Source organism: Halomonas sp. R57-5 (assembly GCF_900070345.1).
Taxonomy (GTDB): Bacteria; Pseudomonadota; Gammaproteobacteria; order Pseudomonadales; family Halomonadaceae; genus Vreelandella; species Vreelandella ventosae_B.
In genome coordinates this window covers 2029688-2053746 of the sequence record NZ_LN813019.1, presented here as the reverse complement: position 1 = coordinate 2053746, position 24059 = coordinate 2029688, and the positions used below count along the sequence as shown (strand labels likewise).

General features: G+C 55.2%; 18 protein-coding genes. 2 read left to right on the top strand and 16 right to left on the bottom strand.

Annotation, left to right across the window (positions count from 1 at the left end):
• Positions 1–6 precede the first annotated feature (6 nt).
• The 9 genes from HALO_RS09360 to HALO_RS09320 all read right to left on the bottom strand — a co-directional run bounded on the left by HALO_RS09360 (position 7) and on the right by HALO_RS09320 (position 12544).
• The gene (locus tag HALO_RS09360) at positions 7–1203 is read right to left on the bottom strand and encodes a Bcr/CflA family multidrug efflux MFS transporter (protein ID WP_035583850.1); all 1197 of its coding nucleotides are present in this window, start codon (positions 1201–1203) and stop codon (positions 7–9) included.
• Positions 1204–1342: 139 nt separating this feature from the next.
• On the bottom strand, positions 1343–1861 hold the full coding sequence (locus HALO_RS09355; protein ID WP_035583852.1) for an STAS domain-containing protein: 519 nt from the start codon (positions 1859–1861) through the stop codon (positions 1343–1345).
• Positions 1851–3044 carry a PP2C family protein-serine/threonine phosphatase gene (locus HALO_RS09350; RefSeq protein WP_035583854.1) on the bottom strand — a complete coding sequence of 398 codons (1194 nt, stop codon included), beginning with the start codon at positions 3042–3044 and terminating at the stop codon, positions 1851–1853. The genes HALO_RS09355 and HALO_RS09350 overlap by 11 nt, the downstream gene beginning before the upstream one ends.
• Positions 3045–3052: 8 nt before the next feature.
• Positions 3053–3874 carry an MlaA family lipoprotein gene (locus tag HALO_RS09345; protein ID WP_050713360.1) on the bottom strand — a complete coding sequence of 274 codons (822 nt, stop codon included), beginning with the start codon at positions 3872–3874 and terminating at the stop codon, positions 3053–3055.
• A gap of 32 nt (positions 3875–3906) precedes the next feature.
• Positions 3907–5028 (bottom strand): beta-ketoacyl-ACP synthase III, encoded by a 1122-nt coding sequence (locus HALO_RS09340; protein ID WP_050713359.1) that lies wholly within the window; start codon positions 5026–5028, stop codon positions 3907–3909.
• Between the two features lie 96 nt (positions 5029–5124).
• Positions 5125–9129 carry an ATP-dependent RNA helicase HrpA gene (gene hrpA / locus HALO_RS09335; RefSeq protein WP_035583860.1) on the bottom strand — a complete coding sequence of 1335 codons (4005 nt, stop codon included), beginning with the start codon at positions 9127–9129 and terminating at the stop codon, positions 5125–5127.
• 240 nt (positions 9130–9369) lie between these two features.
• Positions 9370–11055 (bottom strand): AMP-binding protein, encoded by a 1686-nt coding sequence (locus HALO_RS09330; RefSeq protein WP_035583862.1) that lies wholly within the window; start codon positions 11053–11055, stop codon positions 9370–9372.
• A 211-nt stretch (positions 11056–11266) separates the two neighbouring features.
• Positions 11267–12046: a class II glutamine amidotransferase gene (locus HALO_RS09325; protein WP_035583864.1), complete on the bottom strand. Its 780-nt coding sequence runs from the start codon at positions 12044–12046 to the stop codon at positions 11267–11269.
• 72 nt (positions 12047–12118) lie between these two features.
• Positions 12119–12544: a hypothetical protein gene (locus tag HALO_RS09320; protein ID WP_035583866.1), complete on the bottom strand. Its 426-nt coding sequence runs from the start codon at positions 12542–12544 to the stop codon at positions 12119–12121.
• A gap of 62 nt (positions 12545–12606) precedes the next feature.
• Between HALO_RS09320 and HALO_RS09315 the strand changes: the two genes are divergently transcribed.
• Both HALO_RS09315 and HALO_RS09310 read left to right on the top strand, forming a co-directional pair.
• Entirely contained in the window at positions 12607–14709 is a 2103-nt protein-coding gene (locus HALO_RS09315; protein ID WP_035583868.1) for a S9 family peptidase, read from the top strand.
• A 291-nt stretch (positions 14710–15000) separates the two neighbouring features.
• On the top strand, positions 15001–18489 hold the full coding sequence (locus tag HALO_RS09310; RefSeq protein WP_050713358.1) for an EAL domain-containing protein: 3489 nt from the start codon (positions 15001–15003) through the stop codon (positions 18487–18489).
• On the opposite strand, the gene HALO_RS09305 is transcribed toward HALO_RS09310, so the two are convergent.
• The 7 genes from HALO_RS09305 to dnaX all read right to left on the bottom strand — a co-directional run bounded on the left by HALO_RS09305 (position 18454) and on the right by dnaX (position 24041).
• Positions 18454–18897 (bottom strand): YcgN family cysteine cluster protein, encoded by a 444-nt coding sequence (locus tag HALO_RS09305; RefSeq protein WP_211596093.1) that lies wholly within the window; start codon positions 18895–18897, stop codon positions 18454–18456. The genes HALO_RS09310 and HALO_RS09305 overlap by 36 nt on opposite strands.
• Before the next feature lie 61 nt (positions 18898–18958).
• The gene (locus tag HALO_RS09300) at positions 18959–19519 is read right to left on the bottom strand and encodes an acyl carrier protein phosphodiesterase (RefSeq protein ID WP_035583874.1); all 561 of its coding nucleotides are present in this window, start codon (positions 19517–19519) and stop codon (positions 18959–18961) included.
• A 12-nt stretch (positions 19520–19531) separates the two neighbouring features.
• Positions 19532–19846, bottom strand: coding sequence for a YcgL domain-containing protein (locus tag HALO_RS09295; protein WP_035583876.1), 315 nt, complete (start codon positions 19844–19846; stop codon positions 19532–19534).
• On the bottom strand, positions 19843–20979 hold the full coding sequence (gene rnd, locus HALO_RS09290) for a ribonuclease D (protein ID WP_035583878.1): 1137 nt from the start codon (positions 20977–20979) through the stop codon (positions 19843–19845). The genes HALO_RS09295 and rnd overlap by 4 nt, the downstream gene beginning before the upstream one ends.
• A 47-nt stretch (positions 20980–21026) precedes the next feature.
• Positions 21027–21632: a recombination mediator RecR gene (gene recR / locus HALO_RS09285; protein WP_035583881.1), complete on the bottom strand. Its 606-nt coding sequence runs from the start codon at positions 21630–21632 to the stop codon at positions 21027–21029.
• Between the two features lie 3 nt (positions 21633–21635).
• A complete protein-coding gene (locus HALO_RS09280) occupies positions 21636–21962 on the bottom strand; it encodes a YbaB/EbfC family nucleoid-associated protein (RefSeq protein WP_035583883.1) in 327 nt (108 codons plus the stop codon).
• 75 nt (positions 21963–22037) lie between these two features.
• Positions 22038–24041 carry a DNA polymerase III subunit gamma/tau gene (dnaX, locus tag HALO_RS09275; RefSeq protein ID WP_035583885.1) on the bottom strand — a complete coding sequence of 668 codons (2004 nt, stop codon included), beginning with the start codon at positions 24039–24041 and terminating at the stop codon, positions 22038–22040.
• Positions 24042–24059: the final 18 nt, after the last annotated feature.

The following is a 24059-nucleotide window of genomic DNA, read 5'->3' as shown; positions in this document are numbered from 1 at the left end:
TGCCGCTCATCCCTGTTGCTCTTCAACACTGGGCGCCTTGGTTAATTTGCGTACACCGATATTGCCCAGTAACGCAGCACCCAGCATGGTGAGTACCATGGGCCAGAGGTGCTCAACCTCAAAGAGCCCTACCATAACGCCCGCGAACGCACCGCAGGTAAATTGGATGCCGCCCAGCAGCGCTGTGGCCGTGGCGCTGATATGGCCAAAATGATCCAACAGCGACGAGATCGCGTTGGGCGTTATCAGCCCGATCATACCGGTAAATAGCATAATCAGCGGCACCACAAACGCTAGCGTCGCTATATCCAAGGCGGTCACCGCCACTAGCCCTAGCGCCGCCACCAGCTGTATAAGCAAACCTAGGCGCAAATTTTGCTGGGGGGTGCGCTTGCGCAGCAGGTGAATATTGACCCGGTTAGAGAGCGCAATTACCACCACGTTGACCCCAAAGACCAGCGGATAAGTACTTGGTGAGAGACCAAAATAATCAAGGTACAGAAACGGGGAAGCGGTCACGAAAGCAAATAGCCCCGCAAAGGAAGCCGCTACCGCGCAGATATAGCCCATGCCTTCCCGGTGTTTAAGCACGCTGGCGTAGTTGCGGATTACCTGCCGCGGTGAAGCTGCAGGCAGCGACATATCACGGGTTTCAGGCAGGCGCGTTCCTAACAGCCAGAGCAAAAAACCCGCATAGACAGCCAGGAACACAAAGATCAGCCACCAGCCGGCAATATGCAGTAGTAAACTCCCCACGGTAGGCGCCACTAACGGTGCCAGCATCATGATCATCGCCATGGTGGACATCACTTTGGCGGCCTCGCGCCCGCTAAAGCAGTCGCGCACGATCGCCGCCGAGTTGACCACGCAGGCCCCGCCCCCTAGCGCCTGGATAAACCGCCAGACCAGCAGCGTGGGCAAACTGTCCACCAGGGTAATAGCCAGGCTTGCCAGCATGAAAACCACTAGGCCACTCAGAAGAACAGGCTTCCTGCCCAAGCGATCCGATAGCGGCCCAAAGCAAAGCTGTCCCAACGCAAAGCCAAACAAAAACACGCTAATGGAGAGCTCAGTACGGTGAATACTAGCGCCGATGCTCTCCGCAATGACCCCCATGGCAGGCAAATACGCGTCGATAGCAAAGGGCGCCAGCGCCGTGTTGGCGGCAACCAACATGGCTACCCGACGAGGATTAAGATCCATGGGTCTCCTTAAGGCGATGATATACGCACTGGAATAGATAGGCCGCTAATCATAGCCGATTTCAAGCCATTTGTCGGGGCTGGATGCTATCGAGCAATAGCCCTGGAGATGGCCAGGGGCTTATCAGGGTGAGGGATGTTTAATGGTGCGTAGTGGCATCTTGCGACTCAAGCATCTCAACCAGTGGCTGAAACTGCTCACGGTTATGCTCGTTCATATGCATTAGAATGCGGTGGGCTTCCAGGATCCGGTCGCGCAGCCCTTCTTCATCTGCGGGCTCTTGGGGAAGCTCTTCAAGCGCATTATTGAGCGTAGCTGCCTGCTGTAGCGGCGCTTCCATTAGGGTGAAAAAGCGCGCAAATCCCATCACGTCCAACATCTGCCGCACGTCGGGATTATCGACAATAATCGTTGGTGATTGCTCCAGGCGCCCTTTCACCGCCATGGCGACCTTGGCCAGAAAGCCAAGCGCCGTGGAGTCCACATTGGTCGCTTCACGCAGGTCAATCAATACGGCACGCAACCCCGGCGTCTCGGCGAGACGTTGAGCTTGGGTATCCAGCGTGGCGCAGAGCGTCAAGCGCACATCACCACACAGTTTTAAAACAAAAACACCAGAATCGAACGCCGCTTTAATGCGGCCTTCTTCAATCAGCATGACCAAATCCGCTCACCATCATGATTGTTAGGTCATCGGGTAAAGCATCGCGTTCTTGGTTGGCATCGAACTCCGCATCCCCTGCAGCAAGAGGTGCGTTTGTTTCTGCCAGCCGGTCGCGCAGCTGCTCAAGCGTGACACTCTCACTTACTAATTGCTCAAGCTCCTTGAGCCGCGTGTCGAGCGTTTTACCCGGCAAGCATTCCAATACACCATCTGAACAGAGCCACAACCGAAAGTCACTCGGCAAAGTACAGCTCAGCGCAGGATACTCCACATCGGGGAAAAGGCCTACCGGCATTCCCTCGCCTTCTAACCGGCGTAGCTCTCCCCCAGCCGCTAACAGGGGCATGGGGAGCTGTGCGCCGAGCGAATAGTGCAGAGTATGCGCCTCATGGTCAATAACACCGACAAATAAGGTGGCATGTTTGCCGATATCGGTGCCCTGCAGCTCGCGGTTCATTGCCTTTAGCCAATCTGGAGGCAGATTTTCTGGGTGCTGGCCATCCCACTCACTCAGCCAGCGGTTGCATAAGTATTTGAGCAGCACCGTGACGAACGCCGACGAGGCGCCATGACCCGATACATCAGCGAAATAGAAGGCGCTGTAACGCTCGTTATAGCGTTGATAATCGAGAAAATCACCGGATAAATAGAGCGAAGGGGCAAATACGTAATCGTAATACACCCCATTAATCACTTTGGGGCGTAGCGGTAGTAAACGCCGCTGGATATGCCCCCCGCTCTGTTGATCCATGCGCAGCAGGGCCAAGTGAGTCTCCAGGCTCTCATTTAGCTCCGCCAGACGCGCATGGTCACTCTCACGCTCCAACGCCAAATCGTTAAGCTCAATGGCCTTGCGGATCATGCGTCGCAGCAGTTCAGCGTGACGCAGTGGGTGGACGATATAATCCACCAGCCCCACATCAATCGCCTTAATCAAGTCGGCATCCTGACGCGAGTCGCTGACCACCAGTGTCGGCAGGCGACGTGTCAGCTGCGACCACTGCTGCCTGGGCACCGCTCGTGCGTGAGCAACAATAAGCGCCGTGTCAGGGGGCAAATGCTCGATATCATCCGATGCAAAAACCCACATGCCGTCGCAGGTAATTGCTTCAGCCAGCGCATCGCGCTCACGACCCGGTTCGTCGATCACCGCGATCAACTGCTTAGAGTGATCCATCATAAGCCTCAATCAGCGACGTTGCCGCTAGAGCCGCTATCATCCTGGTCACTGTCTTCAAAATCGCTGTCATCAAACTCGAATGTTTCGCTGGCAAAGGGGTCATCGCCCAATTCTCCATCGCTCACCTCAAATTGGCGGCTCTGTAAGTAAGCGTCACGAATAAAACGGTAGCGATCACCGCGAATTAATTCTTCCTGGTCAAGCAAACCCGCACGAATATCAATCACATTGAGTGCCGTCAGGCTTAGTCGAACGGCGTCGTCGTCTACGTAATACAACGGATACGAAGTCATATCAGCAGGMAAGCCGGTGGTGTCCCGCAGCGTGCTGGGGCCCAACAAAGGAAGCACCAGATAGCGCGAATCTTGCCAGCCCCAAACGGCCAACGTTTGGCCGAAATCTTCTTTATCCGCGGTAATTTCCATCAGAGTGGCATAATCCAGCAAGCCACCAATACCCACCGTGGAGTTAATCAGAAAGCGGGAGGTTGCCAGGCCTGCGTTGGCAGGCTTGCCTTGCAGCACACTATTAATGGCAGTGCGCACTTCGCCTAAGTTAGCGAAAAAATTGCCCACCCCGGTTTCCACTGGGTCAGGGGTAATAGTGCGATAGCCTTTTGCCACCGGCTTAAGCGCATAGCGATCCAGCACATCGTTAAATGCAAACACTTTGCGGTTAAAGCCTTCCCAGGGATCCTCTGGAGCAGCATTTTCTGCCATTTGCGTGCTGGCACAGCCGCCGGTTGCGAGTAACGTCACCAGCAGTAGTGGCACCCCTTTGCTACGCAGCGAAAGCGCAGGCTTGTCTTTATTTAACCACTGCCACATGACATTTTCCTTTTTTCAATTCCACAGCGCACTTATAGACGCCGGATAACCACATTGCCTGCGCTATAACCTGCCCCAAAGGAGCAAATCACACCAATATCACCCGCTACAAGCCCCTCGCGATGGAGATGAAAGGCTATGATGGAGCCTGCTGAGCTGGTATTGGCATAACGATCCAAAATGATCGGCGCCTGGATGTCACTGGGGTCATAACCCAATACTTTGCGGGCAATCAAATCGTTCATATGTCGGTTGGCTTGGTGTAGCCACATACGCTTGAGATCGCTACCGCTTAACTCCAAGGAGGCCAAATGATCAGTGATCAATTTAGCCACCATCGGACAAACCTCTCTAAATACCCGTCGACCCTCCTGCACAAACAGCTTGTCCAAGGCCATCGGGTCACTGTCCGTTACGCGATTAAGAAAGCCAGCATTATTGCGAATCGCGTTGGAAAACTTGGTGACCAAGCGGGTACCGAGTATTTCAAACTGCTCAACAGCCACGGCATCGGCGCTATTTTCTAGTACTACAGCGGTACAAGCATCGCCGAAAATGAAGTGGCTGTCACGGTCTCGAAAATTAAGATGCGCTGAGCAGATTTCAGGATTGACCACCAGCGCGCGCTTGACGCTACCGGAGGCTATCGCATTGGCAGCGGTTTCCAAGGCAAACGTCGCTGAACTACAGGCCACGTTCATATCAAATCCGTAGCCGCTGGTTCCCAGCGTTTGCTGTACTTCTACAGCCACTGCAGGATAGGCGCGCTCTAGATTTGAGCAGGCAACAATGACCAGTTCAATGTCAGCAGCATCCACTTGGGCAGCGTCAAGCGCTTGGCGCGCGGCAGCGATCGCCATCTCGCACTGAATCGAAGGTTCGTCATTACCCCGCTGCGGCAGTTTAGGCCGCATACGCTGTGGGTCAAGTATTCCTGAAGCGTCGAGCACATAGCGGCTCTGAATACCGGACGCTTTTTCGATAAATTCGCTGCTGGAGTGGGCAAGCGGTTCAAGCTCACCGCGCTCGATGGACTCGGCGTGTTGCCCATTCTCGGCGTCTACCCAAGCGTTAAATGCCGCCACCAGGGCTGCATTATCAATGGCGTGTTCCGGGGTATAGAGCCCTGTCCCGGTAATCACCGCATTTATCATCTACCTCTCCTTTTCACCGCGGCTTACGCCAGGAAGCTTAAACCGCCACCCATACCATTACTGTGTGCGTTTAGCGCGCTTTTTTCCACCCCGCGGCTAAACGTTAATTATCTCTTGCCAGCGCTTTTCCAGTCGTTTTACCGACACCACCATACTAGTACCCAACTGCTGGGCGAATAGCGACACCCTAAGCTCTTGCAACCACCAGCCAAAAGCGACCAGTTCTGGGTCTTCCACCCGCCCGCGCCGCTCGCTCTCGCGGCGGGCATCAAAGCGGGCCTCTAATGACTGGACCTCTTGCATCATCATTTGATCGCGACCGCGTTCACGAGCGGCTTTTTCAAGCCGAATGAGTGCCGCTTCGGTGTAGCGCGGGTATTCGTCCAGCCAAGCGCCAGCATTGCGAATAAAGCCGGGATATACCAAGCGCTGCATCTGCGCGCTAACATCGCTGTACACCAGCGCCAGGGCAAAATTAAGCTTGCCTTTGAGCAGCTTACTAACTGCCAGATGGCCCTGTAGCGCGGCTTCTACCCGCACCAGCAGAGCTTGCGCTTCGTCAACCAGTTGGTTGTGTGTTTCTGCTAGGCGCTGGCTAAACTCCCCTTCCGAGCGCGGCAGGGGGTGCTGAGCGATCACCTGGGTAAACACCGCAAGCAGCAGATCGTCAATCAAGGCTTGCTTGCTGCCCACTTTGGCGAACAGCAGCGCGCACTTCTCAACACCCGGCAGTTGCTTAATCGCTTTAACCTGTTCGGGAAGCTTTGCAATGCCCAGCCGGGCGATGCCCTCCTGGTGGGCAGCGTCAGCTTTAGCAGGGTGATCAAATAGCGCTACTTTGAACTCGCTGGTTTCAGCGACCAGGGCAGGATACGCCTCTACACGAATGCCTGCCTGGGTGGTGACCCGGGAGGCAGGCAGCGGCGTTTTGGGTAGCCCGGCAACGGCGGGCTCATGGCTAACCTGTTCGGCCAGCGCCTGAGCTCCTGCGCTGGCTGCCGCTTCAAAGCGCTGTTCCAGGGCGCGCAGATCGCGCCCCTGGCCTAAGGTTTCGCCCGCATGATCGACCACGCGAATATTCATGATCAGGTGCGGTTCGAGCAAGTCTAGGCGCCAATCGTCAGGATGCACCCGCGTCGATGTCCGGCGGCGAATAAACTCCCCTAACGCCTCGGTTAACGGGCGTTGATCAGGCACCAGGGTTTCCAACGCCGCATCCACCCAATCGGGAATCGGCACCACCTGTCGGCGGATGCTTTTCGGCAACGACTTCAGCAGCGCAATACACTTTTCACGCAGCAGCCCAGGCACCAACCACTCCAGAGCATGCACCGGCACTTGCGGCAGCATGGCGGCGGGTACAGTCAGGGTAACACCGTCATCTTCGGCTTCAGGGTCAAAGTGGTAACTGACCGGATAGGCCACGCCCGCCAGCATTAAATGATCCGGATACTGCGCCTGAGTAACGTCATCGGCATCCCGCGCCTTAAGCGAATCAATATCGAAATGGAGTAATTGCGGATCTTGCTGTTCGGCCTGTTTGCGCCAATGCTCAAAGCCCTTGCCGTTGACGATGTCAGCCGGAATCCGCTGATCGTAAAAATCAAACAGCGTATCTTCATCGACCAGAATGTCCCGCCGCCGAGCACGATCTTCCAGCGCTTCGACTTCGTCGATCAGTGCGCGGTTATGAGCAAAGAAGGCGCCTTTGGTTTGAAACTCTCCTTCCACCAGCGCCCGGCGAATAAACAGCTCCCGAGACTCCTGAGGGGCGATGGGGCCATAGTGCACCCGACGCCGCGCCACAATGGGCAGGCCAAACAGCGTAACCTGCTCAAAGGCCACTACCTGGGCGCGTTTCATTTCCCAATGGGGTTCGCTGTAGCTGCGCTTAACCAAATGCTGCGCCTGGGGTTCGATCCACTGGGGGTCGATCTTGGCCACGGTGCGGGCAAACAGTTTGGAGGTTTCTACCATCTCGAACGCCATGATCCACTTGGGCGACTTCTTGGCTAACCCTGAACCAGGATGGATCATAAACTTGCGGTTGCGGGCACCAAGGTACTCGCGGTTCTCCACCAGCGTACCCAGGTTAGAGAGCAGCCCTGAAAGTAGCGCCTGATGAACCTTGCCTGAAGTTTTACGCCGCGTTTGACGCGCCTGCTCTTCGCTCTCGTCGTCATTGCGGGGCGGCGGTGCGGGCACGTCAATGTCCATATCGCGCAGCAATTGGCGCAGTTGGCGGAAGGTGTCGTGCCACTCGCGCATGCGCAGGTAGTTGATGTAGTGCTCGCGGCACCAGCGGCGCAGCTGATTGCCCGACAGCTCCTCGCGGGCATTCTCAATGCCGTGCCAGAGGTTCAGCAAAGCGACAAAGTCGGAATCCGGGTCGTGCCAACGCTGGTGGGCTTGGTCGGCGGCCTGACGCTTATCCGCGGGTCGGTCGCGGGGGTCTTGAATAGCCAGCGCCGAGACCACAATCAGCACATCGCGCAGGCTGCCGATTTCGGCCCCCGACAGCACCATGCGCGCTAAGCGCGGGTCAATCGGCAGTCGCGCCAGCTTACGTCCCAGCGGGGAAAGGCGCTGCTTTTCATCCACTGCGCCCAGCTCGAACAGTAGTCGAAAGCCGTCTTTAACAAAGCGGCTATCCGGTGGGTCAACAAACGGAAACGCTTCAATATCCCCAAGCTTTAGCCCCAGCATCGAAAGGATGACCGACGCTAAGTTGGTGCGCTGGATTTCGGGATCGGTAAAGCCGGGCCGGGAGAGAAAATCCTCTTCGCTGTAGAGGCGAATGCACACGCCTTCGGCGATCCGTCCACAGCGGCCTTTCCGCTGGTTGGCGCTGGCTTGGCTAACCGCTTCCACCGGTAGACGCTGGATCTTGGAGCGGTAGCTGTAGCGGCTGATACGCACCAATCCTGGGTCAATCACGTAGCGAATGCCGGGCACAGTCAGCGAAGTTTCCGCCACGTTGGTGGCGAGTACAATGCGCCGACCGCGGTGCGGTGCAAAAACGCGGTTCTGCTCTTCGTTGGAAAGCCGTGCGTAGAGCGGCAGGATTTCAGTGCCTTTCAGCTCGGCGCGGCGCAGGGTATCGGCGGTTTCACGAATCTCGCGCTCGCCGGGTAAAAACACCAGCACGTCCCGGGGGCCGTGTAGCCAGCCTTTTTCGCGCTCAACAGCTTCAATCTCCTCTACTGCATGGAGAATGCCCTCTTGCAGCGTGCGGTCTTCTTCATCGTCTTCATCGCGGACCAATGGCCGGTAGTGCACCTCAACGGGGTAGGTGCGCCCTGTGACTTCCACCACTGGGGCGGGCGTTTTAGCCGTGCCGAAGTGCTTGGCAAAGCGCTCTACGTCGATGGTCGCCGAGGTAATGATGATTTTTAGATCGGGCCGCTTGGGCAACAAGCGCTTGAGGTAGCCAAGCAGAAAGTCGATATTCAGGCTGCGCTCGTGGGCCTCATCAATAATTATAGTGTCGTAACGCAGCAAAAGTGGGTCATTCTGCGTTTCGGCCAGCAAAATTCCGTCGGTCATCAATTTAACCAGCGTACCCGGACTGCTCTGGTCGCTAAAGCGCACCTGGTAGCCCACCTGTTCGCCCAGGGAAACCTGCAGCTCCTCTGCCAAGCGTCCTGCCACACTGCGAGCAGCCAGACGACGCGGCTGAGTATGACCAATCAAACCACGGCGACCGCGCCCCAACTCCAAACACATTTTAGGTAGCTGGGTGGTTTTGCCTGAGCCGGTCTCCCCCGCCACCACCACTACTTGGTGATCGCGTATCGCGTTAACGATATCTTCTTTTCGTTCAACTACCGGCAATTCAGGTGGGTAATTCAGCGCGACTTGTTGGGCTTCACGCAAGCTGAGCTGTTGCTGAGCGCGATCGAGCTCACGCTGCACTTCATCCAAACCACGACTAATCGGCTTGTTATCACGCTGACGGCGGTACAAACCAGCCAAGCGACGTTCCAGCCGTTCGGCATCACGCAACATCACACTCCCTGCCGCCTGTTGCAGCGACGCGAGACGTTGGCTATCGGTGGGGGCTGGGGATGTGTCGGTGGTCACGATTGAGTCGGCTTCCATTCGCTTGGGCATTTAACAAGAGACGTCTAAAAAGAGATAGAAAAAAACGACCCGCTCGATTGAGCGGGTCGGATAGTGTAACGCTTTCAGCTCCACGACGCCTAACCACAAAGCAAGCAGGAAGCGGGCGAGCCCAGGTTTCCACAAGGGCGCTGTGAACCCATCCGTGGGCGCTACTTTCGCCATCCATGGCGAAAGACCCTTGTTACAACCTGCCCTCGCCCGCTAATCGAGTGTTTATTAATGGCTATCTGATGACGTTTTTGAGGGCTCTTCGTCGCGCAATTGGCGGCGGAGCACTTTGCCCACGTTGGTTTTGGGCAGTTCATCACGAAACTCGATGACCTTGGGGACCTTATAGCCAGTGAGTTCTTTTTTGCACCAATCGCGTAGCGTTTTCTCATCCAACTGGTCATTTTTGCTCACTACGAACAGCTTGATCGCTTCACCGGCATTTTCATCCGGTACGCCAACCGCCGCTGATTCAAGTACGTCAGGATGAGCAGCCACCACGTCCTCAATTTCGTTGGGGTACACATTAAAGCCAGAGACCAGAATCATGTCTTTTTTGCGATCAACGATGCGGATGTAGCCGTCATCCTGCAGCACGGCGATATCACCCGTGTGGAACCAGCCATCTTCATCGATGGAATCGCGAGTTTCGTCTTCGCGCTGCCAGTAGCCTTTCATCACCTGCGGCCCTTGCACGCACAGCTCTCCTGGCTCACCCAGCGCCACATCGTTGCCATCGGCGTCGACGACTTTTACCGCGGTGCCTGCCACAGGCTTGCCGATAGTGCCCAGTTGGATCGCATCGGTGGGGTTAAAGCTAACGATGGGAGAAGTCTCGGTCAGACCATACCCCTCAGCGATAGGACAACCGGTAGTTTGCTCCCAACGCTGCGCCGCTGCTTTAGTCAGCGCCATGCCGCCGGAGATCGTCAGCTTCAACTTGGAAAAATCGAGCTGTTTGAAGTCGTCGCGATTACACAATGCATTAAACAGCGTGTTGAGGCCGATAAAGGCAGTAAAAGGCAGCCCCTTGAGCTCTTTGACAAACCCATCCAGATCACGAGGGTTGGTGATAAGCAAGGAGTGGTTACCGGTTTCCATTAAAAACAGGCAGTTAACCGTAAAGGTATAGATGTGATACACCGGTAACGGGGCGACAACCAGCTCTTCGCCATCGGTCAGATGGGCGCCAATGGCTTCACGCGCTTGCAACATATTGGCGATGAGGTTGCGATGGGTCAGCATCGCGCCTTTTGGCATACCCGTAGTACCGCCGGTGTATTGCAGCGCGGCTAAATCATCAGGGCCTCTTTTGACCTCGCTATGGCTTAGCGAGGCGCCTTTTTTCAGCGCATCGCGAAAACCAACCGCGCCGGGCAGTGAATAGGCAGGCACCATTTTCTTGACGTGCTTCACCACGGCATTGATTAACCAGCGCTTGGGAACGTCGTGCAAGTCAGCTAACTGGGTGACGAGCACGTGCTTGATATCTGTTTTATCGAGCACTTTTTCGAGCTTGTCCGCCATATTGGCCAAAATCACAATGGCTTTAGCGTTAGAGTCCTTGAACTGATTGGCCATTTCCCGCTCGGTATACAGCGGGTTGGTGTTAACCACCACCAAGCCTGCCCGCAGCGCGCCAAATACCGCCACCGGAAACTGCAGTACGTTGGGCAACTGGATTGCGATACGATCGCCTGGAACAAGGTCGGTTTCATGCTGAAGCCAAGCAGCAAAGTCTGCTGAGAGGCGATCAAGGTCAGCGAAGGTGAGCGTTTTCCCCATACAGGAAAAAGCTGGCTTGTCCTTAAAACGTGCTACTGCGTTATGAAAAACATCCGTGACTGAATCGTATTGATCCAACCCTTCAAGCGCTGGGCCACGTAAAACGGCGGCGTTGGCGTGTTCGCTCATGGGCAATCTCCGCTATCGGCGTCGGCGTAGGATCACCGACCTTGTTGTTGTCGCTGGGCTTTGTCTGAAAATAGCTTAAGACGCCCAACGATATACGACCTATAACAGGCTGTAAAACGATCGATTGAAACTTACGTTTAAACTTTAGCCCATAGTCAGGCTCGCTTAATTCATTGCTACTTCTCTTATTTCACTTTAGCAACMCCTACGCTTATGGACAGTAACGCGCCTGGATTTCTCCATCGCGCCAGACCAATAGTTCGCCGGGCACCATGCGCTGCCACGCTTCATTATGGGTGAGAGGCTCGGTGGCAATCACTGACACAATATCGTCTGGTGTGGTGTGTTCGGCAAAGTTCACCGTCATTTCAGCGTCGGAAAGTTCCGCATCGCCGAAGGGCGCACAGCGGGTAATGTGCGCCAACTTAGTGGCGCAATAAGTATACAAATAGCGGCCATCGGAGAGCAGCATATTGAACACCCCAAGCGCTCTTAGCTGCTCACACAGCTGGTGCAAGTACTCCCAGAGTGTTTCAGGTGAAGCAGGTGGCGTAGGAAAGGTGCGGCGTAACTCACCCATTAGCCAGCAGTAGGCGTGCTCGCTATCGGTGCTGCCAACCGGGATATAATTACCTAATGCTAGGCTCTCCCAGCCACTTAATTGGCCATTGTGGGCATAGCACCAGGGCCGCCCCCACATTTCTCGGGTAAATGGGTGCGTATTGGCAAGCTTTACGCCCCCTACATTGGCTTGGCGAATATGACTAATCACCACATTGGACTTAATCGGGTAGTCACAAATTAATCGCGCAATGGGCGAATCGACCGACGGGTGAGGGTCACGAAAGTCGCGGTAGCCGCCCTCTTCGTAGAAGGCGATTCCCCAGCCATCGCGGTGTGGGCCCGTGCCCCCACCGCGGTGCAAAAAGCCCGAAAAGCTGAAACAGATATCGGTGGGTACATTGGCGCTCATACCCAGCAGTTCACACATACGCTTTACACATACGGTTCATACATACGATTTGCACATACTGAGGCATCAAGACATTGTTCAAACGTGGCATCAACCAATCACCGGTTCGCGACGGCGTGGCGATTCGCCTTCGTCATCACTTTCTTCTTCCTGGGTGACATACTCAGCCTCGCCTGGGCGGCGCCACCACCAAAGTGCAACGCCAATAAGCGCACCTAACGCCATCCCTAATACCAGCCACATCAACCCGCCACGTAGCGCCGAGCCGTTATTTTCTAAAAAGCCAACCGCCGCCACCATCGCCGAAGGTGCCCAACCGGTATAGAATTCACCCTCTTCGATTAGCGGCAGCCGGAAAGTCGCGGGCACCCATACCGCCCCGGCAACCGTCCAGGTCAGTACAAGACGTGGCAAGCGAGGCAGAAAAGTGAGCGCAAAATAGACCGCGACAATCACTAGCAGCGACAGCCCGTAATAACTCAACCAAAGCATTGGCGTTGAATTTGCAAACAGCATAATACCCCTCATATGGGTGAACTCACCCGACGTTGATTTCCCGTTATGGTACCTATCAATTTATGAAAGCACAGCAAGGCATACATTCAGGCTTACCCGCTGCACGCTATTATCGCGCTAATGACCCGCAATGGCACTGGTTAGAAGAGCGCGACGACCCACAGGTCAGCGCCTTTTTAGAGGCCGCCAACCAGCAACAAGCCGATTGGTTTGCCCCACTTGCCCCGCTGGAGGAAGCGTTATACCAGAGCCACTTGGCACGCCGCGAATTAGCCGTGACCAGCCTTAAGACAACGCTTGACCACTTCACGTTCTGGAGCGAGACAGGTGCGGACGATGATTACCCCTGTTGGTGGCGCCATCCCAATCACCACTCCGAACAGCAAGAATGCTTTTTCGATGTGAGAGCCCGCGCCGCCGAACACGACTTTTACGATATGGGCGATATGGCGCTCTCCCCCGATGAGCAGTGGTTAGCCTGGACAGAAGATACCCAAGGCGATGAGCGGTTTACCCTATGGCTGAAAGCACTGCCTAGCGGGGAGCCGGTGCAACTGTTGAGCGATATTGGTGCGGGGCTGTGCTGGGCAGAAGATCAAACTGCCACCAAGGCTACCTTGCTGTTTACGCGCTTTGACGACACTCAGCGCCCCGATAGCGTTTGGCGGTTTTCGATCTCACTGGCTAAACCTGAGGCCTCCAAAGAGCCCGCTCTGGTGTTACGCGAAGAGGACCCTGAGTTTTGGCTTGGCATCGGCAAAACGCGTTCACGGTCGTGGCTGCTGCTCGAAAGCGGCTCAAAAGACACCAGTGAAATCCACCTACTGCCCGCTGACTCGTCAACTTCAACACCACAGTGTATTCAGCCGCGACAGGCAGGGGTTGAGTACAGCATCGATCATCGCCCAGGCAGCTTTTATCGTCTGCATAATCAGGCGGGTGCTCACTTCCAGCTCGACTTCCTGCCCGAAAGTCAGCTTGGTCAGCCCCAATTGAATTGGCAAACGTTAATCGCCCACCGTGAAGGAGCTACCCTGGAAGGCGTTGATGCGTTCGCCTGGGGGCTGATACTGGCGGAGCGCGATCATGCACAGGCGCAGGTGCGGTTGCGGCGTTTGCTGTTCGATGCCCAGCACGGATGCACGCAGGATGAGTATCTGGCACTGCCCGAACAACCCTGCTCCCAGATGCTGGAAGATGCGCCGCACTTCGATACACAGATAGTGCATCTACGTGAAGAGTCATTTACCCAGCCGCCCAGCTGGTTCGCACTTGATCTAATCAGCGGCGAACGCACACTACTGAAACGGGTACCTGTTTACGGCAATTTACAGCCGCAACAGTTAATCAGCCGTCGCCTTTGGGCGACCAGCCAAGATGGTGAACAGGTGCCCGTATCGGTAGTGATGCGCGCCGACTTGGCGGGCCAGGCCCTACCCACACTGCTGTATGGCTACGGTGCCTACGGTGATGCGCTCGACCCCTGGTTCTCGATCGCCAGGTTGGAGCTGCTGGAGCGCGGTGCAGCCTTTGCGGTTGCCCATGTCCGCGGTGGTGGCGAACGCGGCGAGCCCTGGTATTTAAACGGTAAAATGGAGCACAAGGAAAACAGTTTTAATGACTTCCTGGCCGCGCGTGAAGCACTTGTCGAACAGGGTATTAGCGATTCACAGCGCATAGCAGCCTATGGCGCCAGCGCCGGTGGGTTACTGGTCGGTACCTGTATTAATCGTGCCCCGGAAAAATTTTGCGCGGCGCTGCTGGATGTGCCCTTTTTAGACGTACTGCGCACCATGCAGAATCCAGAGCTACCGCTAACCACCGCGGAGTACAGCGAGTGGGGAAACCCAGAGGAGCCAGAGGTTGCCGCCCGAATCCGCGCTTACTCGCCGATCGACAATATCCAGCCCCAAACCTACCCAGCCCTGTGGATTGAGGGCAGTTGGTTTGACACCCGGGTCAGCTACTGGGAGCCCGCCAAGTTCTATGCCCAGGTGTCCCAGCAGCAACAGGGATCAGCGCCAATTCTGATGCGTACCGATATGAGCAGTGGCCACGGCGGCGCATCTGGCCGCTTCAAGGCCTGGCGCGATACCGCCCGGCAAGATGCGTTTATTCTTTGGGCGCTGGGCCTGAACCCGCAAACACTGGCAATCACTGAGTAAAGTGCTCACAGGCCTGCTGCGCTCCGGCAAGTACAGCAGGCCTATGCATATATTGCTTGAGATTTTTTATCAAAACACTCATATCCTTTATGCATAGAAAACCCCACTCAACTTAAGCTCAGAATACAAAAATAATATTAAATACATAAACTTAATAAATTCAGCTGGCGTTAATAAAAAGATGTTTCCAACTTGCGTTGATGATATCCCCTGGTGAGCTATTGGTTTCTAAAGGTACCTTATGTGAATCGGCGTAAACACACCCTTCACTGGATGCATAAATAATAACTAATGGATGTCAATAATCGCGAACTGGCACTTCAAGCGGGCTTACTGATGCTGCTGGTGGCCACCATTGTGATTGGTGCAGGTGGCTTCTTGATGGGCTTTTTTCCTGATGTTCACCAGCCCGATGCGCTCGCTCTGCTACCGGACAGTGCGCTGGTTATTTTACTTTGCGGGTTAGGCCTCAGCGCAGTGATGGCTAACTTCGAACGTTTTCGCAAAGTAACCTCTATCGCACTGGCTGCGGTTGCCAGCTATACGCTGATCCACAATGCCCTAGACCCCACTTATGACACGGTCTCCCTGCTGAGTGGTCATCAACGCCTGCCTAGCCAAACCGCCCCCATACTGTTTATGGCTGCATTTTGCCTCTGGGTCGGCCCTCAAGGACGTTGGCAGCGGCTTATTTGGCAGCTCGGCGGGCTGTTTTTATGGGTGGTGGGTTGCATTACCTTTGCCGTCCATTATGGTTTAACTGTGCCGGACTGGTTACCCCGCGCCAGCGCGCTTATCCCTGGCCTAGTCGGTTTTCTATTTGGTATCGCGATGCTAATGGTGAGTCGGCATATTCCTCATCTAAAAACATCCTTAAGCAATGCCGCCGTACTGTTTGGCATCCTAGGCGTTAGCTTAAGTATGAGCGGTTGGTTTTTAGTCAGTTGGGATCAACACCACGAGATGCGCCAAGGGGCTCAGCAGAACCTGGAAAGCATTGCGGTTAATATTAACCAGACGCTGGCATCGCGAGCGATTGTACTGGAACGCTTGGCGGAGCGCTGGCACCAGGTCTTTGAAGACCCAGCATCGCGCAGCCGGGAGGTTGCGCGCTACTGGACAGACTATCCAAGCATACTCGCCATTGCATACTTCAACCCGCTCGCCAATGATATATGGCGCCGTTCACGCCATGGCAGCGCGCTACTCTGGCTAGATGATCAATTAATTAACCTGGCTACATTGACCTGGCTTAATCAGCAACGAAGTGTCATTCAGTGGTCATTCCCCGATTTTGAACGCCCTACGCTAGCGCTTCTCTCCATCCAACCTCAGGACCAGCCCCACCAGCTAGTCGCCGTTATCGATATAGCGCGGCTCGTAGAGCAAGAAACCAGCACGGTTAACGGCGCTTTTACGCTGCATATAATCCACGCCAATGGTCACCTGATTAACCAAGGGGAGGGCTTGCTACCCACTGCTTCAATAGCACCACCAGCAATGACGCTAGCGCAGCACACGGTGGCGTTACCGGGCGGAACAGTGATCACTTTGGCACTCTCGGAACGATCAAATCAGCCCCTCCTCACCACCAATTTTCTTGCTGCTGGTGTTGGACTCTCCGGCCTGCTACTCACCTATCAATTGATTTTCAGCCTTGCCTTGATATCTGCCCGTGCCCAACGTTCCCGTGAGCTTTCGAAAGCCAAAGAGACCCTGCAAGATAGCGAACAGCGGTTTCGCTCTCTGTTTACACAAAACCCCGATGCAGTGTTTTCGCTAGATTTGAGCGGCTATCACTTAAGCGTCAACCGATCCGTACTCACCCTGCTTGAAATTAACGAAGCACAGATTATTGGCAGTCATTGGAAAGAGGTTGTTGCGCCTGAACACCACTCCATCGTGGGTACTGCTTTCCAACAAGCATTAATGGGTATCGCCCAGCGTTTCGATTTGGAAATCATCAGCCAACAGGGCAACGTACGCCAATTGGATGTCTCGTTTTTACCCACGGTGGTCATGGATCAAGTGGTAGGTGTTTACGGAATTGCCAAGGAGATGACCGCGCTGCGCCAAAAAGAGTCCCAGTTGCGTATCTATCAGCGCAGCATTGAAGCCAGCAGCAATGGCATTTTAATTTGCGAGGCACGGCAACCTGACTACCCCATTGTTTATGTAAACCCCGCCTTTGTGGCCATAACAGGCTATTCGCTGGAAGAGGCAAAAGGGCGCAACTGCGGTTTTTTACAAGGCCAAGATACCGACCCAGAGCAAATGACCGATATCCAGCATGCTCTTACTCAGCAGCACGATATCACCTTGACCCTACGTAACTACCGCAAAAACGGTCAAGCGTTCTGGAATAACCTATTTCTCTCCCCGGTGCGCTCCCATAACGGTCATATCACGCACTTTGTGGGCAGTATTAACGATATTTCTGAGCGTCGGGACCATGAGAACGCGCTCGCTTTTCATGCCACCCACGATGCACTGACGGGCCTTGGTAACCGCGCCCTGTTTGAGGATCATCTGCGCCATGATGTTGAGCTCGCCCGGCGGCACAATCAACATTTAGCGGTGCTGTTTATTGACTTGGATGAATTMAAGCCGATCAACGACACCCTGGGCCATGGCATTGGCGACCAAGTGCTTATCAACGTCGCTAGACGGCTTGAGCAGGCGATCAGGCCTTCCGACACCTTGTGCCGTTTCGGGGGCGATGAGTTTGTATTGCTGCTACCGGATTTGCATAGCCCCCAGCAAGCGCAGGACATTGGAGAGCGTTTGCTTGAAGCGCTTGCACTGCCCTACTGTATTGATCGACATGAACTTTATCTTTCAGCCAGTATTGGCATTGCGCTCAATGACAAACAGCTGGCGCAACCTGAAGAGCTGCTTCAGCAAGCCGATATGGCGATGTACAAAGCCAAGCAGCAAGGCCGCAATGCCTTACAAACCTTCACTCAAGATATTAATCAAAAACTAACCCAGCGGGTGACGCTGAGAAATGAATTGCAGGAAGCGATTCTGAATGAGCAGTTTGAACTGCATTATCAGCCGTTGTTAACGGCCGATGGGCACGTTAAGGGCTTCGAGGCGCTGGTCCGTTGGAACCATCCGACCAAAGGCGCTATCTCACCGGTGCTGTTTATCCCTATTGCTGAAGAGACAGGACAAATTATCGCCTTAAGCCAGTGGGTAATAGAGCGCGCCGCGCGGGATTTCCTGAGGCTTCGGCCGCGGCTTCCCAGCCACTGCCGTATATCGGTCAACCTTTCGCCGATGCAGTTTCACCGGCCAAGTTTTTTAAGCTCGCTCAGCGCTACCCTTGAAGCCACCGGGCTCAGCGCAACATCGCTAGAACTTGAGTTAACCGAAGGCATATTGATGAACGATACCGACGCCGCGATTGAGACGCTGCATGCGCTGCGTGAAATGGGGATCAGCGTTGCCATTGACGATTTTGGCACTGGCTTTTCAAGCCTGAGTTACCTGCGCCACCTACCCGTTGATAAGGTAAAAATTGACCGCAGTTTTATCAACAATATCGCCAACAACAGCAAAGACGCGGCTATCGTACAGGGTATTATTGCCCTGGCTCACCACCTCGATCTGACGGTCGTCGCGGAGGGGGTAGAGACGCCTCAGCAGCAACAGCAGTTGATGGCGTTGAAGTGCGATGTGTTTCAGGGTTATCTATTCGCCCGGCCTATGCCTTTTGAAGCACTGCAGGCATGGTTGGCATCACATCGGCAGCACGGCAATAATGTGCGACTCTAGCTGCTGTTCAGGCACTTCATCTTGGGACACCGCAAAGCTGCGCACGCTCACCCCTTTGCGGTGAACCCGTTCGGCGTCATTGCTTAACAGCGGGTGCCAGCCTGCCAACTTGCGCCCTTCCGCCACCCGCCGGTAGCCGCAGCTTTGCGGTAGCCAGGTAAACTCTTTGACCAAGGCAGGGGTCAGCTGAGTACAGTCGGGCACGCTGTCAAAGCGGTTGGCATAATCACTGCACTGACAGCTGTGGATATCCAGCAGGCGGCAAGCCACATTGAGCACCGCCAACTCCTGGGTATCCTCATCGTGCAGCTTTAGCAGGCAGCACTGCCCACAGCCGTCGCATAGCGCCTCCCACTCCTGGGGCGTTAGCTCTTCAAGGGTAAAGCGCTCCCAAAAACGTTCGCGCATCGCTGTCTCCCTCCTGTCATGCCTCATTGTCACGGAAAAACTCTTTATTATGGGGTGTAGCTTAGTAGCTTAATTCAGCCAATAGCTCGGGCCATAGTGTCTGGAAGTCATTTTCTAGCGCTTGATAATCATCGTGGAGCCAAGGCACTAAGGCCGCCAACTGATTGGGGCCAGACAAACGCCGCCCGATACCGGCAATCGCCCTGCAGGTGAAAGCAAAGTCAGCGTAGCCTCTTAACCAGTCGTGCTTGACGAGAATCGGCATCATACCCGCCAACCGATTTGGCGCAGGGCGCGCGGAGAGCAGCCGATAACAACGCTCCACAATCGCCTCTTGATCCGCCTGGCCCGCCGTATCCCGGGCCAGGAAATGATCCCACACCATATCCAGAGCAATACCCGCATAGCGACGTTGGTCAGCTGGCGCACGGCGTCGCGCATTAACAACGCAGGTATGACTATCTACCCAGGCATCCACCCGGCGGTGATGGCGAATACCCAGCGCAGTGGCGCTAGACCAAGCGCTTAAATCGCGACCCTTAACGCCATCAGCAATTAAATTTCCGTAGAGAAAATCATCGCTTCCGGCGCTCACCAGCCAGGCATGGGCAAGAAAATTCATAACTGCCTGTCGCTACTCTTGATCAGAACGTGCATTAGAACGCGAGGCAACATGGGCGCGATGCACGTCAAGCAAATAGGCTTCTTTAGGCGGCGGCATTTGCAAATAGAAGCCTTTCTCTTTAATMCCTTCCACCACGTCTGCGGCATTCACCCGTGACAATTTTTTGTCCGCGGTCAGTAGCATGGTAAACACCGGCACAGGCTTGCCAAACGTTTCCAGTAACTGCTCTGGGACGTTAGCAAATCCTTGACGCTTATCGAGGTATAAATACATCTCATCTTTACGCGAGCTTTTGAAAACCTCGCAAATCAGCTTGTCGCTCATGATGGTCGTTCCTCAAGGGCTTGGGCCAGCGCACCATTCAAATACTCGCCCCGCCAACCGGTCGGCCAAGTGAAAGGCTCACCCGCCAAGTCCTGCATCACCAGTGTTTCAATATCCCGGCGGCGCATCAGCATTTCCGGTGCCACCCCCAAGTCATCGGCTTTGCCGGTTACCACCTTCTTGAGCGCTTTAAAGCGTGACTTGAACGTCGGGTGCATGGGGTCCGGCCAGCGCTTGGGCAGGGCTATTTCATCGCAGTGCTGGGCCTGTTTGACCATCGCCAGCAGTGCATCGCCCTCTTTTTTGATGAGCATCGGCTTAACGCCTTCCACCTCGGCGAGCTCGAAGCGATTGCTCGGCATCTTTTCGGCGATCGCAAACAGCAGCTTGTCACTAATCAACCAATTACGCGGCAAGTTGCGACGGCGCGTTTCGCCTTCACGCCAGGTGGTCATCAGCCGATACGCTTCCATTTGACGGGGCGTGAGGCGCCATAGCTGGCGTTGGCGGGTATACCACTGTTGGTCGTTATCAACGCTGCGGCCCGCCTGTTCAATTAGGCTTGTGCACTCAGCGTCGACCCACTCACGGCGCCCCAATATGGCAAGCTTTTCAGCCTGCAGCGTCCAGACTTTGAGTAAATAGATAACGTCCAGCGCGGCGTAGTGGCACTGCGCAGGCGACAGCGGGCGCACTAGCCAATTCGAGCGGGTCTCCTCTTTCGGCAGGGTTTCACCGACCCAAAATTCGACCAGCTTTTGATACCCCATGCCAGGGTTTTCGCCCAAGAAGCCTTGTACCACCTGGGTGTCAATGAGCGGCTCTGGCAATACCCCCGCCCAGTGTTGGAAGACTTCTAGATCTTCGCTGCAAGCGTGCAGCAACTTGATGGCACTATTCTGCAGCAGAGCGCGAAATTTATCGGTACACGGGACGGCCACCGGGTCAATCAGATAAGCCTCTTCACCGGCGGTGAATTGAATCAGCGCGGGGACTGGAAAAAAAGTGTTCTCTCGGAAAAACTCGGTATCCAGAGCAATCACGGCCGCATCGGCTACTTGTTCGCATGCCGCATCAAGCGCATCAGGGGTATCAAGCCATTGATAAGAGGGAGTAAGAGAGGACAAAAGCATTCTTCCAAGTTGGCGCAAACGCTACCGCGCTTGCGTTTTAGGTAGGCTTATTCGCTGGCAAACGGCAGACGACCATTAAAGGCACGGCTTAAGGTACCGCCATCAACGTATTCCAGTTCACCGCCCATGGGAACGCCATAAGCGAGCCGAGAAAGTTTGACGCCATGTTCAGATAGCAGCGCAGCAATGTAATGGGCAGTCGCTTCACCCTCGATGGTGGGGTTAGTCGCCAACACCACCTCTTCAATGAGCCCTTCAGCAACGCGTGCTTCCAGCAAGTCTAAACCAATCGACTCTGGCCCCACGCCATCTAGCGGCGAAAGGTGCCCATGGAGCACAAAATAGCGCCCTTTAAAGCCACCGGCTTCTTCAATCGCCAGTTGATCGGCGGGCGATTCCACCACGCAAAGCAGCGCATCATCCCGACGCGGGCTCTCACACAGCGCACAGATATCAGCTTCGGTGAGCGTTCGACAACGCTGGCAATAACCGACTTCTTCAATCGCCTGTTGAATGACCGAAGCTAGTCGCTGCCCACCTGGTCGTTCACGCTCAAGTAGGTGCATCGCCATGCGCTGGGCCGTTTTGGGCCCAACGCCTGGCAGTATGCGAAACGCTTCCATTAACTGCTCAACGAGAGGAGAAAAACGCATTGCTTAGAACGGCATCTTAAAGCCAGGCGGAAGGTTTAAACCCGCCGTGGCTTCTTCCATCTTCTGTTTAGAGCTAACTTCCAATTTGCGCACTGCGTCGTTGACCGCCGCCGCTAACAAATCTTCCAGCAACTCTTTGTCCTCTTCCATCACGCTGGGGTCAATGGACACGTTGGAAACGTCGTGGCGACCGTTCATGGTGACCTTCACCATACCGGCACCCGCTTCGCCCTGTACTTCGGTTTTCGCTACCTCTTCTTGGGCGCGCTGCATTTTTTCCTGCATTTCTTGGGCTTGTTGCATCAAGTTGCCCATTCCACCTTTAAGCATGGTCTGATCTCCAACGTACGTAGTTAAAATTTTCTAGTTAAAAAGATGTTAATGCTTCGACTCAATGACAAGCGCTTAGCGTATCGCGTCGGCAGGCTTTACGCTGGATTCTATCAGCTTTGCCCCAAACGCCTGCTGTAACTTCTGTACATGTGGGTCGTGATTGAGTAGATCAACCGCCTGGGCATGGCGCTCTTTATTAAGGCGCTCTTCGCGCTGGCGGGGCGTTTCCAGGCTATTAGACAACTCGGCAACGTAAAACGCTATTCGCCGGGGTATACCCTGCTCCTTGAGCGCCCGCTCAATACGCGTTTGGTGTACCTCAGCCTGCATTGCTTCTTGACTGGGATCTAAGCGCAGCGTCAGCAACGTGCCGTCGTCGCTCTCGACCAAGCAGTTGCCCGCCAAGTTACGGGTTAAGCCGCCCAAGCCCAGGGAGTCAAAACACTCCAGCCACTTAGCATTGTCCAGCTTGCCTGACAGGGCTTCAGGAACGGCTTCAGGAACGGTTTCGGGAATGGCTTCTGACTGAGTTTCTGGACTGGCTTCTGAAAGAGCCTCTGGTTGAGCTGTTGGCGCCTCAGCCGTGGTGGGCTCTACAGTCTCAGCCCCAGCGGCTGGTTCAGGGGTTACGGTTGGCTCTGGCTCATTAGCACGCTCAGGCTCAGCCATCGCCGCTGGCTCAGCAGCTTGCTGGGGAGCATCAATCTCGGACGCTGCTGTATCAGTTTCGAGAGTCCAAGGAGGTGGCTCTTGCAGCGGAGGTTTCTCTTCGGCAGCAGGCACGGACGCTTGCGGATGGGGCTCTGCTGGCGGCTTTGACTGAGATTCGGGCGGCGGAGCTTCTGACGGGGTATCAGCTTCTGGCGCGGGCTGCGGCGCTGGTGAAGCCGCCTCCACCACTGACGCTTGAGTCGCTGCCGTCTCTGAAGGCTCGCGGCGCAGCGGTAGCGGGGTACGCGGCGGTTTCGGCACCCCCTGAGGGCGAAACGCCAGCATGCGCAGCAGCGTCATCTCTAACGCACTGCGCAAATCAGGGGCATGCACCATGTCCCCGCGGCCCTGAATACCAATTTGGTAATAGAGCTGAATGTCCTCAGCGGTAAAGCGGCTCGCCAGTTGCAGGATAACGTCACGATCACCGTGGCTGTTATCCACGGCGTCCGGCACCATCTGCGCCACCGCTAGTCGGTGTAGCATGCTCGAAAGCTCATCCAGCACCGCGGCAAAGTCAGGGCCTTGTTCGGCTAATTGGGCTACCTCGCCCAGCAGGCGCTGCACATCCACATCGGCCAGGGCTTCTGCCAGCCCAAGAATATGGCGGTGATCCAAGGTGCCCAGCATGGCGGCCACATCCGCATGGCGCACCGCCCCCTGACCAAACGCAATGGCTTGATCGGTCAGGCTCATGGCATCACGCATGGAACCTTCCGCTGCTTTACCCAATAGCCATAACGCACTTTCGTCAAACTCAACGTGCTCCTCACCCAGTACATAGGTCAGGTGCTCAACCACGCGCTCTGGCGGCATATGTTTGAGGGTAAACTGGAGGCAGCGCGAGAGAACCGTCGGCGGTAGCTTTTGCGGATCGGTGGTCGCCAGCAGAAATTTAACGTGGGGAGGCGGCTCTTCCAGCGTTTTCAGCAGCGCATTGAAACTGCTGGTGGAAAGCATGTGCACCTCATCAATCAGGTACACCTTATAACGCCCTTGAGTCGGTGCGTACTGAACATTATCCAGCAGCTCCCGGGTATCTTCTACTTTGGTTCTTGACGCCGCATCGACCTCTATTAAATCAACAAAGCGGCCTTCATCAATCGCTTGACAGCTATCGCACTGTCCACAGGGAGTAGAGGTAATGCCTTCATCACCACGGCCATTGGCGGTGCAATTCAAACATTTGGCAAGAATACGCGCCAAGGTGGTTTTGCCCACCCCGCGGGTACCCGTAAATAGGTAAGCATGGTGCAGACGGCCCTGATCAAGGGCATTGACCAAGGCGCGTTGAACATGGGCCTGGCCCACGAGTTCGTGGAATGTGCGCGGCCGCCACTTGCGGGCCAGAACCTGATAGCTCATGAAGCTGTATATCCTTCG